12 protein-coding genes and 1 pseudogene are annotated in these 15,668 nt (G+C 68.0%); 8 read left to right on the top strand and 5 right to left on the bottom strand.

The features are described from left to right. Positions 1 to 13: 13 nt before the first annotated feature. The 3 genes from hrpA (at position 14) to AC0KTM_RS10195 (ending at position 6,619) form a co-directional block, all read left to right on the top strand. Positions 14 to 3,919, top strand: coding sequence for an ATP-dependent RNA helicase HrpA (gene hrpA, locus AC0KTM_RS10205; protein ID WP_472415504.1), 3,906 nt, complete (start codon positions 14 to 16; stop codon positions 3,917 to 3,919). A gap of 153 nt (positions 3,920 to 4,072) precedes the next feature. After that, positions 4,073 to 5,545: an FAD-dependent monooxygenase gene (locus AC0KTM_RS10200; RefSeq protein ID WP_472417441.1), complete on the top strand. Its 1,473-nt coding sequence runs from the start codon at positions 4,073 to 4,075 to the stop codon at positions 5,543 to 5,545. A gap of 96 nt (positions 5,546 to 5,641) precedes the next feature. After that, the gene (locus AC0KTM_RS10195; protein ID WP_472417439.1) at positions 5,642 to 6,619 is read left to right on the top strand and encodes a DUF1444 domain-containing protein; all 978 of its coding nucleotides are present in this window, start codon (positions 5,642 to 5,644) and stop codon (positions 6,617 to 6,619) included. A gap of 4 nt (positions 6,620 to 6,623) precedes the next feature. Here AC0KTM_RS10195 and AC0KTM_RS10190 read toward each other — a convergent pair whose 3' ends face one another. After that, positions 6,624 to 6,794: a hypothetical protein gene (locus AC0KTM_RS10190; protein ID WP_238955802.1), complete on the bottom strand. Its 171-nt coding sequence runs from the start codon at positions 6,792 to 6,794 to the stop codon at positions 6,624 to 6,626. Positions 6,795 to 6,938: 144 nt separating this feature from the next. Here AC0KTM_RS10190 and zwf point away from each other — a divergent pair, with 144 nt between their 5' ends. Further along, on the top strand, positions 6,939 to 8,438 hold the full coding sequence (gene zwf, locus AC0KTM_RS10185; protein ID WP_238955801.1) for a glucose-6-phosphate dehydrogenase: 1,500 nt from the start codon (positions 6,939 to 6,941) through the stop codon (positions 8,436 to 8,438). 10 nt (positions 8,439 to 8,448) lie between these two features. On the opposite strand, the pseudogene AC0KTM_RS10180 reads toward zwf, so the two are convergent. Further along, a pseudogene (locus AC0KTM_RS10180) lies at positions 8,449 to 9,371 on the bottom strand (class I SAM-dependent methyltransferase). A 190-nt stretch (positions 9,372 to 9,561) separates the two neighbouring features. Between AC0KTM_RS10180 and AC0KTM_RS10175 the strand changes: the two are divergent. Together AC0KTM_RS10175 and AC0KTM_RS10170 are read left to right on the top strand one after the other, a co-directional pair. Continuing rightward, the gene (locus AC0KTM_RS10175; protein ID WP_238955799.1) at positions 9,562 to 10,443 is read left to right on the top strand and encodes an HpcH/HpaI aldolase/citrate lyase family protein; all 882 of its coding nucleotides are present in this window, start codon (positions 9,562 to 9,564) and stop codon (positions 10,441 to 10,443) included. Positions 10,444 to 10,525: 82 nt separating this feature from the next. Then, positions 10,526 to 11,761, top strand: a complete 1,236-nt coding sequence (locus AC0KTM_RS10170) for an osmoprotectant NAGGN system M42 family peptidase (RefSeq protein ID WP_225328897.1) — start codon at positions 10,526 to 10,528, stop codon at positions 11,759 to 11,761. Here the strand turns inward: AC0KTM_RS10170 and AC0KTM_RS10165 are convergent. Both AC0KTM_RS10165 and AC0KTM_RS10160 read right to left on the bottom strand, forming a co-directional pair. Beyond that, positions 11,758 to 12,525, bottom strand: coding sequence for a class I SAM-dependent methyltransferase (locus tag AC0KTM_RS10165; protein WP_238955798.1), 768 nt, complete (start codon positions 12,523 to 12,525; stop codon positions 11,758 to 11,760). The two genes, AC0KTM_RS10170 and AC0KTM_RS10165, sit on opposite strands and share 4 nt — an antisense overlap. Before the next feature lie 52 nt (positions 12,526 to 12,577). Next, positions 12,578 to 13,261: a GAP family protein gene (locus tag AC0KTM_RS10160; RefSeq protein ID WP_238955797.1), complete on the bottom strand. Its 684-nt coding sequence runs from the start codon at positions 13,259 to 13,261 to the stop codon at positions 12,578 to 12,580. Between the two features lie 396 nt (positions 13,262 to 13,657). Here AC0KTM_RS10160 and AC0KTM_RS10155 point away from each other — a divergent pair, with 396 nt between their 5' ends. After that, on the top strand, positions 13,658 to 14,419 hold the full coding sequence (locus tag AC0KTM_RS10155; protein ID WP_238955796.1) for an SDR family NAD(P)-dependent oxidoreductase: 762 nt from the start codon (positions 13,658 to 13,660) through the stop codon (positions 14,417 to 14,419). Between the two features lie 165 nt (positions 14,420 to 14,584). After that, positions 14,585 to 15,028, top strand: a complete 444-nt coding sequence (locus tag AC0KTM_RS10150; protein ID WP_238955795.1) for a limonene-1,2-epoxide hydrolase family protein — start codon at positions 14,585 to 14,587, stop codon at positions 15,026 to 15,028. A gap of 28 nt (positions 15,029 to 15,056) precedes the next feature. Here the strand turns inward: AC0KTM_RS10150 and AC0KTM_RS10145 are convergent, their stop codons facing one another. Next, entirely contained in the window at positions 15,057 to 15,599 is a 543-nt protein-coding gene (locus AC0KTM_RS10145) for an FKBP-type peptidyl-prolyl cis-trans isomerase (RefSeq protein ID WP_425326367.1), read from the bottom strand. Positions 15,600 to 15,668: the final 69 nt, after the last annotated feature.

The following is a 15,668-nucleotide window of genomic DNA, read 5'->3' as shown; positions in this document are numbered from 1 at the left end:
TATCGTGTGCGGGGTGGCCGAACCGTCTGTAGCGCAGTTGCGCAACGAGCTCGATGGCCTGACCTTGCGCGACGCCGCCCGCATCGGCAGGCGCCTGAAGAGCCTCCGCGGCGCCCCGCCCGAGAAGCTGCGGCGGCTCGCCGACGAGATCGCGGCGGCGCGGCCGATCGTCGCGGCCCGCCGCGCCGCCGTCCCGAACGTCTCCTATCCCGACCTGCCGGTCAGCGAACGGCGGCAGGAAATCGCCGATGCGATCCGCGCGCATCAGGTGGTGGTGATCGCGGGGGAGACCGGGTCTGGCAAAACCACCCAGCTGCCCAAGATCTGCCTGGAGGCAGGCCGCGGCATCCGCGGAACCATCGGGCACACCCAACCCCGCCGGCTGGCCGCGCGCACCGTCGCCCAGCGCATTGCCGACGAGCTGGGCAGCCCGCTCGGCGAGACCGTCGGCTACACCGTGCGGTTCACCGACCGGGTCAGCGACCGCACGCTGGTCAAGCTGATGACCGACGGCATCCTGCTCGCCGAGATCCAGCGCGACCGCCGCCTGCTGCGCTACGACACCCTGATCCTCGACGAGGCCCACGAGCGCAGCCTGAACATCGATTTCCTGCTCGGCTATCTGCGCGAGTTGTTGCCGCGCCGGCCCGATTTGAAGGTGATCATCACGTCCGCCACCATCGAGCCGCAGCGCTTCGCGGCGCACTTCGGCGGCGCGCCGATCATCGAGGTGTCCGGGCGGACGTACCCGGTGGAAATCCGCTATCGGCCACTCGAAGTCCCTGTGCCGGTTGGCTCTGACGATGATCCCGACGACCCCGACCACGAGATCGTCCGCACCGAGACCCGCGACGAGGTCGAGGCGATCGTCGACGCCATCGGTGAACTGCAGGCCGAGCCGCCCGGGGACGTCCTCGTCTTCCTCTCGGGTGAACGCGAAATCCGTGACACCGCAGAGGCTTTGAGTGGGCTCAAGCACACCGAGGTGCTTCCGCTGTACGCCCGGCTGCCCACCGCCGAGCAACAAAAGGTGTTCGCGCCGCACACCGGGCGCCGCGTCGTGCTGGCGACCAACGTCGCCGAGACGTCGTTGACCGTGCCGGGGATCCGCTACGTCATCGACCCGGGCAACGCCCGGATTTCGCGCTACAGCCGGCGCCTGAAGGTGCAGCGCTTGCCGATCGAGCCCATCTCCCAGGCGTCCGCCGCGCAGCGCGCCGGCCGGTGCGGCCGGGTCGCGCTCGGTGTCTGCATCCGGCTGTACTCCGAGCAGGACTTCGCGTCCCGGCCGCGCTACACCGAGCCCGAGATCCTGCGGACGAACCTCGCCGCCGTGCTGCTGCAGATGGCGGCGCTGCAGCTCGGCGACATCGACAAGTTCCCCTTCCTCGATCCGCCGGACCGGCGCAGCATCCGTGACGGCGTGCAACTGCTGCAGGAGCTCGGCGCGTTCGACGGCCAGGGCGCGATCACCGAGCTCGGCCGCCGCCTCGCCCGACTGCCCGTCGACCCGAGGCTGGGCCGGATGATCCTGCAGTCCGAGACCGAGGGGTGCGTGCGCGAAATGCTGGTGCTGGCCGCCGCGCTGACCATCCCGGACCCGCGGGAACGGCCGAGCGACCGCGAGGAGGCCGCCCGCCAACAGCACGCCCGCTTCGCCGACGAGCACTCCGACTTCATGTCGTACCTGCGCCTGTGGAGCTACCTCCGCGAACAACGGAAAACGTTATCCGGCAACGCGTTTCGGCGGATGTGCCGCTCCGAATTCCTGCACTACCTGCGCATCCGCGAATGGCAGGACCTGGCGGGACAGCTGCGCAGCATCGCCCGCGACCTGGGGATCGTCGAGGACACCTCCGACGAGCCCGCCGATCCGGCCCGGGTGCACGCGGCGCTGGTCGCCGGGCTGCTGTCGCATGTGGGCATGCGCCGCGAGGACACTCGCGAGTATCTGGGCGCGCGTAACGCGAACTTCGTGCTGGCGCCCGGCTCGGCGCTCACCAAACGACCGCCGCGCTGGGTCGTGGTGGCCGAGCTGGTCGAGACCAGCCGCCTGTACGGGCGCACGGCCGCGCGCATCCAGCCGGAGGCCGTCGAGCGGGTCGCCGGCGACCTGGTGCAGCGCACCTACAGCGAGCCGCATTGGGACGCCAAGCGCGGCGAGGTGATGGCCTACGAGCGGGTGACCCTGTATGGGCTGCCGCTGGTGGCGCGCCGCCGCGTCGGGTACGCCCGCATCGAGCCGGTGCTGGCGCGGGAATTGTTCATCCGGCACGCCCTGGTGGAAGGGCAGTGGCAGACCCGCCATCACTTCTTTCGCGACAACGCCCGGTTGCGGGCCGAGCTCGAGGAGCTCGAGGAGCGGGCCCGCCGCCGCGACCTACTGGTGGGCGACGACGACGTCTACGAGCTCTACGACGCCCGCATCCCCGCCGAGGTGGTCTCGGCGCGGCATTTCGACGCGTGGTGGAAACGCCAGCGGCACAAGACACCCGAGCTGCTGACCTTCACCCGCGCCGAGCTGTTGCGCACCGACGACAAGGCGGACGCCGATCGGCCCACCACGTGGCGGACGGGTGACGCCGCGCTGCCGCTGACCTACCGGTTCGAGCCGGGAGCCGCCGACGACGGGGTCACGGTGCATATACCGATCGACGTGCTGGCGCGCTTGGGTGGCGACGAGTTCGCGTGGCAGGTGCCCGCGTTGCGCGAGGAACTGGTGACCGCGCTCATCCGCTCACTGCCGAAAGACCTGCGCCGCAACTTCGTTCCCGCCCCCGACACGGCCCGCGCGGTGCTGGCCGCGATCGACCCGGCCGGCGAGCCGCTGCTGCCGGCGTTGCAGCGCGAATTGCGCCGTCGCACCGGGGTTTCGGTACCCGTCGACGCGTTCGACCTGGACAAGCTGCCGCCGCACCTGCGGGTGACGTTCGCGGTGGAGTCCGCCGACGGCGTTGAGGTCGCCCGCGGCAAGGATCTGCGCCAGCTGCAGGAACGCCTTACGGCGCCGGCCCGCCGAGCCGTCGCGCACGCGGTCGCCGCCGAGTTGGAGCGCACGGGATTGCGCACCTGGCCCGACGATCTCGACGAACTGCCCCGCGTCGTCGAGCGCGCGATCGAGGGACGCACGGTGCGGGGCTTTCCCGCGTTCGTCGACACCGGCGGCGCCGTCGACCTGAAGGTGTTCGCGACGTCGGAGGAACAGGATCGGGCGTTGGGCCCCGGCCTTCGGCGGCTGGTCCGGCTCAGCGTCCCCTCTCCAGTGAAAGCACTTGCGCGTCAACTTGATCCGCGCACCCGATTGACGCTCGGCGTCAACCCCGACGGCGACCTGCCCGCCCTGCTGGAGGACTGCGCCGACGCCGCGGCCGACGCGCTCATCACGGCAACGGCGTGGACACTGGGGGAGTTCATCGCATTGCGGGAACGGGCGGGAAAGACCTTGGCGCCCATGACCGCCGAGATTGTGCGGGGAGTCGAGCGCGTGCTGGCCGCCGCCCAGGAGGTGCAACTCGTGCTGCCCGCCAACCCGTCGCCCGCGCAGGCCGACGCGGTCGCCGACGTGCGCGCCCAGCTGGACCGGCTCTTGACGCCCGGCTTCGTCACCGCCACCGGGCGCGCGCACCTCGCCGATCTCACCCGCTACTTGGTCGCGATCCGTCGCCGCCTGGACGCGCTCGCCCGTGGCGTTCAGGCCGATCGGGAGCGCATGGATCGGGTGCACATCGTGCAGGATGCCTACGACGAACTGCTGCGTGAGCTGCCGCACGCGGCGAAGACGGCCGCCGATGTCCGCGATATCGCCCGCCAGATCGAGGAACTCAGGGTGAGCCTGTGGGCCCAGCAGCTCGGCACGCCGCGGCCGGTCAGCGAGCAGCGGATCTACCGCGCCATCGACGCCGTCCGCGATCGTTCCTGATTCTTTTCCCCGCCACTTTCAACCTATAGCGCACCCGGGGGCTTGCCGCAAGACCCGGGTGTTGGCGCAAAATCGCTGTCCGAAACCGAAATTCGGGAGGAACGGGGTGGCGAAGTGGGTGTTACGCATAGGTCGGAGGAGTCGCGTGGCGAAATCGAACATGGGGTGCTCATCGCTGGCGGCGGCCCGACGGGGCTGATGCTGGCCGGCGAATTGGGTTTGGCCGGGGTCGACGTCGCGATCGTCGAGCGGCGCGCCAACCAGGACCTGATCGGCTCGCGCGCCGGCGGCCTGCACGCCCGCACCATCGAAATCCTCGACCAGCGCGGCATCGCCGACCGGTTCTTGTCGCAGGGTCAGGTGGCGCAGGTGGCGGGTTTCGCCCAGATTCGGCTGGACATCAGCGACTTTCCCACCCGCCACCCTTACGGACTGGCGCTGTGGCAGAACCAGATCGAACGAACTCTGGCCGAGTGGGTCGGCGAGCTCGGCGTGCGGATCTACCGCGGCCGGGAGGTCGCGACTCTCACCCAAGACGACACGGGCGTCGACGTCGTGCTCTCCGATGGCCGGGCGATGCGGGCGGGATATCTCGTCGGGTGCGACGGCGGACGCAGTGTCGTTCGCAAAGCGGCCGGCATCGAATTTCCGGGGTGGGATGCCACGACGAGCTATCTGCTTGCCGAGGCCGAAATGGATTGCAAGGACGGCCAATCCCCACCATGGGGTATCCGCCGGGACGCGCGCGGTGTCCATGCCCTGTCCAGCACCGAGGAGGGCGGACCGGTGCGGATCATGGTTACCGAACAGCACCTTCGAACCGGGGGCGAACCCGCACTGCACGAGTTGAGCCACGCGCTCGTCGCCGTCTACGGGACGGATTACGGAATCCACAGTCCCCGTTGGGTTTCGCGATTCACCGATGCCGCCCGGCAGGCCGCATCCTATCGCGACCGACGCGTGCTGCTGGCCGGCGATGCCGCCCACGTCCACCACCCGGTGGGCGGGCAGGGGCTGAACACCGGCGTCCAGGATGCGGTGAACCTGGGGTGGAAGCTGGCCCAAGTGGTCAACAAGACCTCGCCCGACAGCCTCCTCGACACCTATCACACCGAACGGCACCCGGTCGCCCAACGGGTGCTGCGCAACTCGATCGCGCAGCTGGCGCTCCTTCGTGCGGACGACGGCACCGAGGCCGTGAGAGACAGCATGTGCGAGCTGCTGGGCATGGAGGAGCCCCGCAAACGGTTCGCCGCGATGATGTCCGGACTGGACATCCGGTACGACCTCGGGCAGGGGCACCCGCTTCTGGGGCGCCGCATGCCCGACCTGGACCTGGTCACCGCTGACGGTCCGCTGCGGGTGTTTGCCCTGCTACGCGGTGGCCGGCCCGTGCTGCTCAATTTCGGCCAGGCCGGGTGCATCGACCTCGCGCCGTGGGCGGGACGGGTGCGCGTGGTCGACGCGAAACACGCTGGGGATTGGGAACTTCCGGCGCTGGGGACGGTGAGCCCGCCGGCCACGGTGTTGGTTCGGCCGGACGGACACGTTGCGTGGGTCGGCGAGGGGCCCGACCCAGCGCTTCGTGATGCCCTCAGCGTCTGGTTCGGACCACCCGCGGGGTGACGGGCGCGGGTCGCGAGCCGGCGAATCGGTGACTTGTTTTGCCCCGCGCACGGTGTATCGTGCGTGTTCCTTGATCATGAGCAGGAAGCACGCACCGTGGACATGGCAAGCGACCAATCGTCGACACCGCCGCTGAATTGGGCCGAAGCCCAACCCCTGCTGAGGCCGGTGCTGCGGCCGCAAAGCTACGCCAATCAACTGGTCAACACCGGGGCGCAGCCCTGGGTGCGCCCGGTGTTCCCGCACATCAACGAGATGGTCGTCGTCGACCTGCCCACGGTGCGGGCCATGGTGACGACGGCCGAAACCGGCGCGTGGGGCATCACCGGCGATCAGGCGTTCGCGGTGGCCCGGGAGAATCTGACCGCGCGGCAGCAGAGCTTCACACCGGGCGAAAAGTACCTGTTGAAGGACGACGACGGCGCCAGCTACGTCGACTCGATGATTTTGGCCGCGGGGTGGCTGGGTTCGCTGGCGGTAGCGGGCGGGCCTCGACCTCTGGTGTTCTTCCCCGGGGACGGGGCGTTGGTGCTGGGCACCGACGCCCCGGACGAGGTGCCCGAGCTCTTCGAGGCCGCCGAGCAGCTGTACCTCGAGGCCGAACAACCCGTCTCGCCCCAGGGCTACACCATCGAGGGCGCCGTCATCGTCCCGTTCGACCAGGCCGGCCCGCACCCGCTGCGCAGTTTTGGCCTGACGGCTCGAAGCCTTTTGGCCGCAAGGGAATACCAATATCAGACCGAATATCTGCGGGCGCATTACGAGCGCGAACTATTCCCGCAATACGTCGGCGAGGCGCAGGTGATTGACACTCCGTGGGGGCGGCGCACGACGACGGTTTGGGGGGAGGGCCCGGCCTGGGAGCTGCCGCACACCGATTATGTGACGTTTCTCCTCGGCGATCCGGCGAACGTGTCGGACAAGTTCGCCGTGCCGTTCGCCACGGTGGTCGACGTGGTGGGCATCCTTCCCGTTGCGGGGATCACCCCCGTGCGATTCCGCGCCAACGAGTGGCCGGCGGCGGAAACGCTAGCGACGTTGAAAGCTCACGCCGTAGATCTGCCGAGCGGATGACCCGCTAGTCCGGCGGCTCGGTTTCCGAGCCTCGGACGGCGGCATGCTCCCGGTCGCTGGGCTTACCGGGGACGTCTTCGGCTTCGCGGTCCTCGGCGACCTTCTCCTCGAGCCGATCGACGATGTTCTCCAGCTCCTGAGCGCGGCTCAATGGGTCTTTGTCGGGTCTTGTCATGTCGCTTTCCGTTGGCTTGGTGAGGGGCGAACCCCGATGCCGGGAGCCCGCCGCTATCCCATACCCGATCGTGCGATCGCTAACCGAGCCGGCGGGCAGGAGACATAGGCGACAGAGCGCCGCGACGGTGGAATTATCGCAAGGGTGGCCACCGCGAAACCTCAGACCATCTCGTATCCGGCGCCCGACGCACGCCCGCGCCGCCACCATTCCGATCCGCTGGACCCCCACGTCATCGTCCTTTTCGGGGCGACGGGGGATCTGGCCAAGCGAAAGCTGCTCCCCGGTCTGGCGTACTTGGACCAGTCCGAGCTGGCACCCGACATCCAAATCGTCGCCACGTCGCTGGAGGATTTGACCGACGACGAATTCCGCGACCTCGCCAAGAACGCGATCGATTCGTTCGGCACGCACAAGCTCACGCCCGACCAATGGGCGAACTTCGCGAACATCATCACCTACGTGCCGCAGGGCGCCGGACCCGAAGCGCTGGCCGCCGCCGTCGCGGAGGCCGAAGCCAATTTGGGCGCCAAGGCCCGGCGACTGCATTACCTGTCGGTGCCGCCCAAGGCGGCGCGCGCGGTGATCAGCATGCTGCGCGACGCGAAACTGGTCGAACGCTCACGGGTGGTGATGGAGAAGCCGTTCGGCACCGATCTGGCCAGTGCGGTGGCGCTCAACGACTTCGTGCACGAAACCTTCGAGGAATCCCAGATTTTCCGTATCGACCACTTCTTGGGCAAAGAGGCCGCCCAGAACATCTTGGCGTTCCGCTTCGCCAACGGTCTGTTCGAACCGATCTGGAACCGCAACTTCATCGACCACATCCAAATCGATATCCCCGAAGCTTTGGGCCTGGATCAACGGGCGAGCTTTTACGAAGAAACCGGCGCCTACAAGGACATGGTGGTCACCCATCTGTTCCAGGTGATGGCGTTCGTGGTGATGGAGCCGCCGACGGCGCTCGAACCGTTTGCGATCAGCGAAGAAAAGAACAAGGTGTTCCGATCGATGCTGCCGGTCAAGCCGTCGAATGTGGTTCGCGGCCAGTACCACGGATACCGCGACGAAGCCGGGGTGGCAAGGGATTCCGACACCGAGACGTTCATCGCCCTCAAGGTCGGCATCGACAACTGGAGGTGGGCCGGGGTGCCCATCTACCTGCGGACGGGTAAGAAGATGGCCGAAGGCATCCGCGTCATCTCGATCGCGTTCAAGGAGGCCCCGCGCACGATGTTCCCGCCCGGATCCGGAGTGGGAACCCAAGGCCCGGATCACCTCACGTTCGACCTGGCCGACAACTCGAAGGTGTCCCTGTCGTTCTACGGCAAGCGGCCCGGCCCCGGCATGAAGCTGGACAAGCTGTCGATGCAATTTTCGTCGCAGGAGATCGAGACGGTCGTGGATGTGCTGGAGGCCTACGAACGACTCATCCTCGACGCAATGCGCGGCGATCACACGCTGTTCAACACCGCCGAAGGCATCGAATCGTTATGGGAGCGTTCGGAAGAGCTGCTCACCGATCCGCCCGCGGTCAAGCTGTACCAGCCGGGGACGTGGGGGCCCAACGCGATTCACCAGTTGATCGCCCCCAACGCGTGGCGGTTGCCGTTCGAGCGGGAGTGGCGCGACGCCAGGCCCTGATGGGGGCGGCTCAGCTCAGTTCGGCGCTGAGATAACTGATGGCGTGGCGGAATTCCTTGAGGATCTCGTTGTCCGGCACCACGAAACCGTAGTCGGCATATACCTGTTCGGTGGGGTGGCGGGTGACGTTCCAGCCGGTATCGGCCAGGTGCTCGGCGGCCGGACGGCGTGCACCGAGCCAGACGAGTTCGGCGACGTCGATGTCGAGCCCGTGCTGACGCCAGGTGTTGCGCATGGCCCGAGCCCGTTCGTCGGTGAACACGCTCATATCGGTGATGTTCTCGGTGGCCAGGCGGCTGCCCGGCGCGCTGAGCGCGGTGATGTTGTCCAGCAGCCTGTCTTGGGCTTCCGGCGGCAGGTAGGGCAGCAGGCCTTCGGCGATCCAGGCGGCCGGGAGTTGGTGTCAAACCCGCTGTCGCGCAGGGCGGTTGGCCAGTCATCGCGCAGATCGATGGCGACGGTCCGGCGCTCGGCGGTCGGTTCCGCGCCGAGCCGGGCGAGCGTGTCGGTCTTGAAGGAGATGACCTCGGGCTGGTCGACCTCGAAAACGACGGTGCCCGCCGGCCACGACAACCGGTAGGCCCGGGCATCGAGCCCGGCGGCCAGGATGACGGCCTGGCGCGCGCCGGCCGCCGTCGCGGCGCGGAGGAAATCGTCGAAGAACCTGGTCCGCACCGTCATCTGCTCGCGCCGCTGCTGCAGCGTCATCGGCGAATCGTCGCTGTCGAGCGAGATTTGGCCGTCCAGCATCCGGGTGAAAAAGGGGTGTCCGACCGCCCGCACCAACGGCTCGGCGAACCGGTCGTCGAGCAGTGGGTCCGGCTCGCGGGAGGCCAGCGCCCGGGAGGCCGCCACCATCGTCGCGGTCGCCCCCACGCTCGACGCCAGGTCCCAGCTATCGCCCTCGGTCCGTGCCGAATCAGTCGATGACATCCGTTTTCCCCTTCCGGGATCCAGTCGCCGCGTCGGCCGATCAGGCCCGCATTTGCGCGATGCGCGCGCCGCCACCCGCGACTACACATCGGTACCCGCAACGGTACTTTCTGCGTATGCCGCGGTCACCCCGCGCCCACCGCCTTGACCGCATTCCCGCGACGCTCGACGACAGGAAGTGAATCACGCTATGGCACCGACCTTGCGCCCGCGCCGATCCGCCCTGTACCTACCCGGAAACAAACCCCGGGCGCTGGAAAAGGGCAAATCGCTGCCGGCGGACGTGCTGATATTCGACCTCGAAGATGCCGTGGGGCCGGACGCGAAGGCCGAATCGCGGGCGTCGGTGTGCGAGGCGATCTCCTCGCAGAGCTACCGGCCGCGTGAGGTCGTGGTGCGCATCAACGGGCTGGACACCGACTGGCACAGCGACGATCTGGCCGCGGTGGCGGGATCGGCCGCCGACGGTGTGCTGGTGCCGAAAGTCGAGACGGGCCAACAGGTTCGGGCGCTGGCCGACGCGCTCGACGCGCTGGGCGCCCCGAAGGCGTTGCAGCTGTGGGTGATGATCGAGACGCCCCGGGCGTTTTTGAGGGCCGAGGAGGTCGCGTCGGCCAGCGAGCGGCTGGCCGGGCTGGTGGTCGGCACCAATGATCTCGTCAACGAGTTGCACGGCCTGCACGTCCCCGGGCGCGCGCCCGTCGTGCCCGCGCTGGGCATGGCCCTGTTGGGAGCGAGGGCGGCCGGAAAAATCATCTTGGATGGTGTGTTCAACGACATCACCGACGAGGGCGGATTCCGGGCCGAGGCGCGGCACGGCCGCGAAATGGGATTCGACGGGAAGACCCTGATCCATCCGTCACAGATCGCCCCGGCGAACGAACTGTTCGGCCCCTCGCGGGGGGAGCTGGACGACGCCCGCAAGGTCGTGTCGGCCTACGAGGAGGCGCGGGCCGCGGGCACCAGCGTCATCACGGTCGAGGGCCGCATGATCGAGAGCCTGCACGTGCGCGACGCCCAGCGGATTCTTGCCCTGGCCGATTTGATCTCGGAGATGGAAACCGCTTCCTAGCTCGGATTAGGCCGGGCAGAGCGATCGAGGTCGGCCACACGGTAGGTTGTACGCGATTCCCGACGACTCGAGAGGAGACAAGGTGGGCGAGACCGCGGCCATGGCCGAGGCCGACCGCACGTGGATGATCGACACGCTGCTGGCGCTGCTGCAGACCCCGAGTCCGTCGGGGCGCACGGACGCGGTGATGCAGTTGATCGGCGACATCCTCGACGACTTCGGCGTGCCGTTCACGCTGACGCGGCGCGGGGCGCTGACCGCGGAGCTGCCGGGGGAGTCGGCGACCACCGACCGGGCGCTGGTGGTTCACTCGGACACCATCGGCTGCATGGTGCGCGACCTCAAGGACAACGGCCGCCTGGAGCTGGTCCCGGTCGGCACCTTCTCGGCCCGGTTCGCCGCGGGAGCCCGCGTGCGTATCTTCATCGACGACCCCGACGAGTTCATCACCGGCACGGTCATGCCGCTCAAGTCCAGTGGCCACGCGTTCGGCGACGAGATCGACACCCAACCCACCGACTGGGACCACGTCGAGGTTCGGATCGACCGCAAAGTGTCCTCGCGCGAGGACCTGCTTCGTCTCGGCCTGCAGATCGGCGACTTCGTGGCGTTGATCACCAGCCCCGAGCTCACCGCCGACGGCTTCATCGTCTCCCGCCACCTGGACGGAAAGGCGGGTGTCGCGATCGCGCTCGCCCTGGCCAAGAACTTCTCCGAGAACAAGGTGGTGTTGCCGCACCGCACCACGATCATGGTCACCATCACCGAGGAGGTCGGTCACGGGGCCAGCCACGGGCTGCCCGCGGACGTCGCCGAATTGGTGTCGGTGGACAACGCGGTGTGCGCGCCCGGGCAGCACTCGCTCGAGGACGGCGTGACGATCCCGATGGCCGATATGCACGGCCCGTTCGACTATCACCTGACCCGCAAGCTCTGCCGCCTCGCCCAGGAGCGGGGAATCCCGTTCGCCCGCGACATCTTTCGCTACTACCGCTCCGACGCCGCCGCGGCGATCGAGGCGGGGGCGAACACCCGCGCCGCGCTCGTCGGCTTCGGCCTCGACGGCAGCCACGGCTGGGAGCGCACCCACATCGATTCGCTCGAAGCCGCCTACAACCTCCTGCACTGCTGGCTGCAGACGCCGTTGACGTTCGCCAAGTGGGACGCCAAGCCGACGGGCAGTCTGCGCGACTTTCCGTCGTCGAAGCAGCCCGCGCCCAGCGAGCGGTGGGTGCCGCTGTCTCGCGGCGATTACGAAAGCCCGGGCGAGGCGTCGCCCGGAACGCCGTGGCCGCCGTCGGAGGGACCCCAGGCCTAACAGCCGCGGGGCATCCGGTTGGCGCGCCAGCAGCGGGACTGCATGGGGACGTCGATCGCGTCGGCCGCTCCGAAGCGCTCGCGCAGCACGGCGCGGGCATTGGTGAGCCGGCGTTCGCGGTCCTCGGGAGACGCGGTGATGATCCTGCTGTAGGTGCCCACCATCTTGACGACGTCGTCGACCCGCATCGTGCGCACGAACGTGAACGCCTCGCGGGCCACATGGTGGAAGATCTGCGGATCGGGGAGCGCGACGTTTTCGTGGAGCCGGCGGAAGCGCTCGGGTCCATCCGCCTCGGTCTTTTCGTCGCCGGGCAGCAGGTCGAGGTCGCGGACCCAGTCCACGTCACGATCTCGACTGGTCCAAATCAGCCCGAAGCGCCCGCCGTCGCGAAGTACCCGCCCGATTTCCGGGACCGCCCGTTCGGGATCCATCCAGTGCCACGCCGCCGAGACGAACACCGCATCCGCGGCACGGTCGGGGAGTGGGATCGACTCACCGCTGCCCTCGACGACGCGGACACCGGGGGACCGGTCGGCCAGGACCGCCCGCATCCGGGCGTCGGGCTCAACGGCGATGACGCGCGCCGCCCGGCCGATGAGCGTGCGGGTGAACAAACCCGTGCCCGCGCCGACGTCGACGGCCACGTCGCACTCCGGCGGCATCAGCCAGTCCACCGCCTCCCGCGGGGCTTGCGGCCGCAGGCCGTCGTAGTCCTCGGCGATGGCTCCGAACGACATTGCGCGCGCTTGACGATCAGTCACATGCGACAACGTAATTCAGCTCGCTATGCAAAACGTGAGAAAGGATCGCGCGTCACCAGAGTGCGCTGTGATTGACGAGCGCATCGGCGATGAGCCCGACTCCGAAAACCAGAAACAAAAGTCGCACCGACATGGGCCCGTAGCGGGTGAGCACGCGTATCAGTCCCCGCTGAATGCGCGCGGCCCGCGCCGTGCGTCTCATCGACAGTGCAAGGATCGCCAGCGGTGGCGACACCGCGATTGCGCAGTAGGTGATGATGACCAGCGGCCACAGCGGCGGTCGTGGATGCAGCGCGGCCAGCATGGCCAGGCCCGTGAGGTACGGCACCGCGGTCGGCGCCTGTCCGCTTCCCACCGCCAGCCCGAGGAATCCGAGCAGCCACGGGCGTTTGCGCATGGCCGCCATTGCCCAGCCGGGAGCCGCGGATTGCGCGGTCAGCGGGAAGTACGCCAAGCAGATCAGCACGATTCCCAACAGCAGTTCGCCGCGAAACCGGATGGCCGGCGTGATGCGGAAATCGAGCGCCTCGGTGATGAAGCTGATTCCCAGCACCGTGCACAGGCCGAACGTGGTCGTCACGGCAAACACGCCCGCGACGAAGCTCAAGGCGCCCGGGATGGGGGAACGGCGGCTGAGCCGGCTATCGAAGATCACCGCCGAGACGACTCCGACGTTGAGGACGTTGAGTGAATCGAGAAACGCCAGGCCCGCAAGGGCAAGTATCAGAGCCGCCACGCGCCTGTACCGGGCCTAGCGTGCGGATTCGCCGGGCGCCCGAAAGCGGCTGGGCACTGACCACGGCGACACGATCAAAGCGGCGATCATGCTGCAGACAATACGGTCAGACGGGAGCGCGCAGGCAGGGGGCGATGGTGTCAGCGCGGGGGATCCGCGGCATGATCGAGTCGTCGGCGACGTGGCTGACGCATCCACACAACGACGGCACATCGAATCCGGAGGTGCGCCACCGATGACCGCGCTTTTCCCGCAGGGCCTTCGCGAATACCTCATCGGGGCTTGGACGTTGGAGTCCTATCAAAGCTCCGCGGGTGAATTCCGCCAAATAATCTGACTCCCAATGGCACTCGGACGTAGATCACCGAACCCCCTCGCCGACGTCAGGAGCACTGAATGGGACTGCTCGACCGCAAGACCGCCGTCGTCACCGGCGCCAACTCCGGGATCGGGCTGGCCACCGCCGAGCGATTCCTCGCCGAGGGCGCCGAACGGGTGTTCATCACGGGACGGCGCCGGCCCAAACTCGACGCCGCGGCAAGCCAATTGGGTCCTCGTGCCACCGCCGTGCCCGGCGACGTCGGCATTCCGAAGGACCTGGATCGGCTCTACGCAAAGGTCGCGTCCACCGGCAACGGCCTCGACATCGTCATGGCCAATGCCGGGTCGACCAGGGTGGCACGGCTGGGGGAGATCACCGACGATGACCTCGACGCACTGCTGACCACCAACGTCAAGGGGGTCGTGTACACCGTCCAGAAGGCGCTGCCGCTGCTCAACGACGGCGCCTCCGTCATCCTGACGGGCTCCACCACCGCGGACCGCGGCCGCGCCGGGCTGAGCATCTACGCCGCCACCAAAGCCGCCGTCCGGTCACTGGCCCGCGCCTGGGCCAACGAGCTCGCCGACCGCAACATCCGGGTCAACGTCATCGTCGCCGGATCCACCGCCACCCCGGGAAGCGATGCGCTGGCCGCGCAAACCAACCCCGACGCCTCCATCGAGGAGTTCCGCGCCGGCCGCATCGCGACCATCCCGTTGGGCCGCTTCGCCGATCCCATCGAGATCGCCAATGCTGCAGTGTTTTTGGCGAGCGATCTGTCCAGCTTCACCACCGGATCCACGGTGACCGCCGACGGCGGATTCAACCAAGTCTGAAGCGGAACACCCCGCGGCGGGCGCCCCTGAGGTACTCACCGCAGCATGGAGCTAAGCGCTTCGTATACCTGCGCTAATCGCGCGAAGTGCGAACGCCGACGGCCGCGGCCCTCTACAGTTCGACAAATAGCGAACACCCCGCACTGACACTTAAGGGAAAACGAGATGGCGAAAAGTGTTGCCACCAAGAATGACAACGAGAAGATCGTGGTCGATTTTATACATGCCGCTTACGGCGAGAGCATGGACGTCGACGCGATGACCGCGCTCATGGCCGACGACTTCGTGTGGCAACTCCACGTTCCTCTGTCTCCGGTCGTGCGGGGCCGCGACGCGGCGCGCGCAGAACTCGAGAAGCACAGCACGCTGTCAACCGGCATGATCGAGGGGAGCGAGATCCGCACCATCGTGTCCGACGGCGACACCGTCATCGTCGAACGAGTCGACGTGAACTCAATGAATGGCGTGGCCGTCACGTTCTGTGTCACCGCGATTTTCGAGGTTCGCGACGGCGCGATCACTCATTGGCGAGAGTATTGGGACACCGCCCACGTCGCGCAGCAACTCGGCATCGATCCCGCGCTGATGTTCGCCCCGCTGAGCAATTAGCCGACGGTGCAAGACCTTTGGCGGCGTCCTAGCCCGATGCGCCGAGGATCTTGATCGCGAAGACGAGCGTGTCGCCCGGCCGGATTCCGGCGCTGGGCTGACCTTCGGGGTAGCCATCCGCGGGGACCATCGCGACGGCGACCGTGGACCCGACCTTTTGTCCCGCGATGGCCTTTTGGAAGCCCGGCACGACTCCGGTCAGCGGGAAGTCAACGGGGGCGCCGCGTTGGTAGCTGCTGTCGAACACCGACCCGTCGCGACCATTGACGCCCATGTAGCAGACGGAGACCTTGGCGGTGCTCGGGACCACGGGTCCATCTCCGGCGCGCAGCGTGTGCACCTGGGTCTGGGTCACGGCGAACGGTGCCGTCACGGTGACACGCGGGGCCGTCGTATCGGTAGACCCGGTGACAGCGACGCTTCCCGTGTTCCCGGCGAGGGTCCAGTCGGGCGTTCCGCCATTCTGCGGGGCCGCGGTTGGGCACGAGTCGGCCGCGTTTGCCGTGCCCGATCCAGTGAGCAGGAGAGCGGTTGCCGCGGCACTGGCCGCGAGGGCCACAGACGAATGCATCCGGAAGGAGTTCACGACCGTCACGCTACAGCGACGCATGGCGCCCCTTCGTCGTAGCCCGAGTCCATG

The organism is Mycobacterium sp. NTMscope_Eco_3 (assembly GCF_976985685.1).
Note: the sequence above shows the minus strand (reverse complement) of the source record. Positions and strands in the feature narration are given on the sequence as shown.

Bases quoted from the DNA above. Each gene is read 5' to 3' on its own strand.
- AC0KTM_RS10145 (WP_425326367.1), bottom strand. From the start codon at position 15,599: ATGCATTCGTCTGTGGCCCTCGCGGCCAGTGCCGCGGCAACCGCTCTC.
- AC0KTM_RS10150 (WP_238955795.1), top strand. From the start codon at position 14,585: ATGGCGAAAAGTGTTGCCACCAAGAATGACAACGAGAAGATCGTGGTC.
- AC0KTM_RS10155 (WP_238955796.1), top strand. From the start codon at position 13,658: ATGGGACTGCTCGACCGCAAGACCGCCGTCGTCACCGGCGCCAACTCC.
- AC0KTM_RS10190 (WP_238955802.1), bottom strand. From the start codon at position 6,794: ATGACAAGACCCGACAAAGACCCATTGAGCCGCGCTCAGGAGCTGGAG.
- AC0KTM_RS10175 (WP_238955799.1), top strand. From the start codon at position 9,562: ATGGCACCGACCTTGCGCCCGCGCCGATCCGCCCTGTACCTACCCGGA.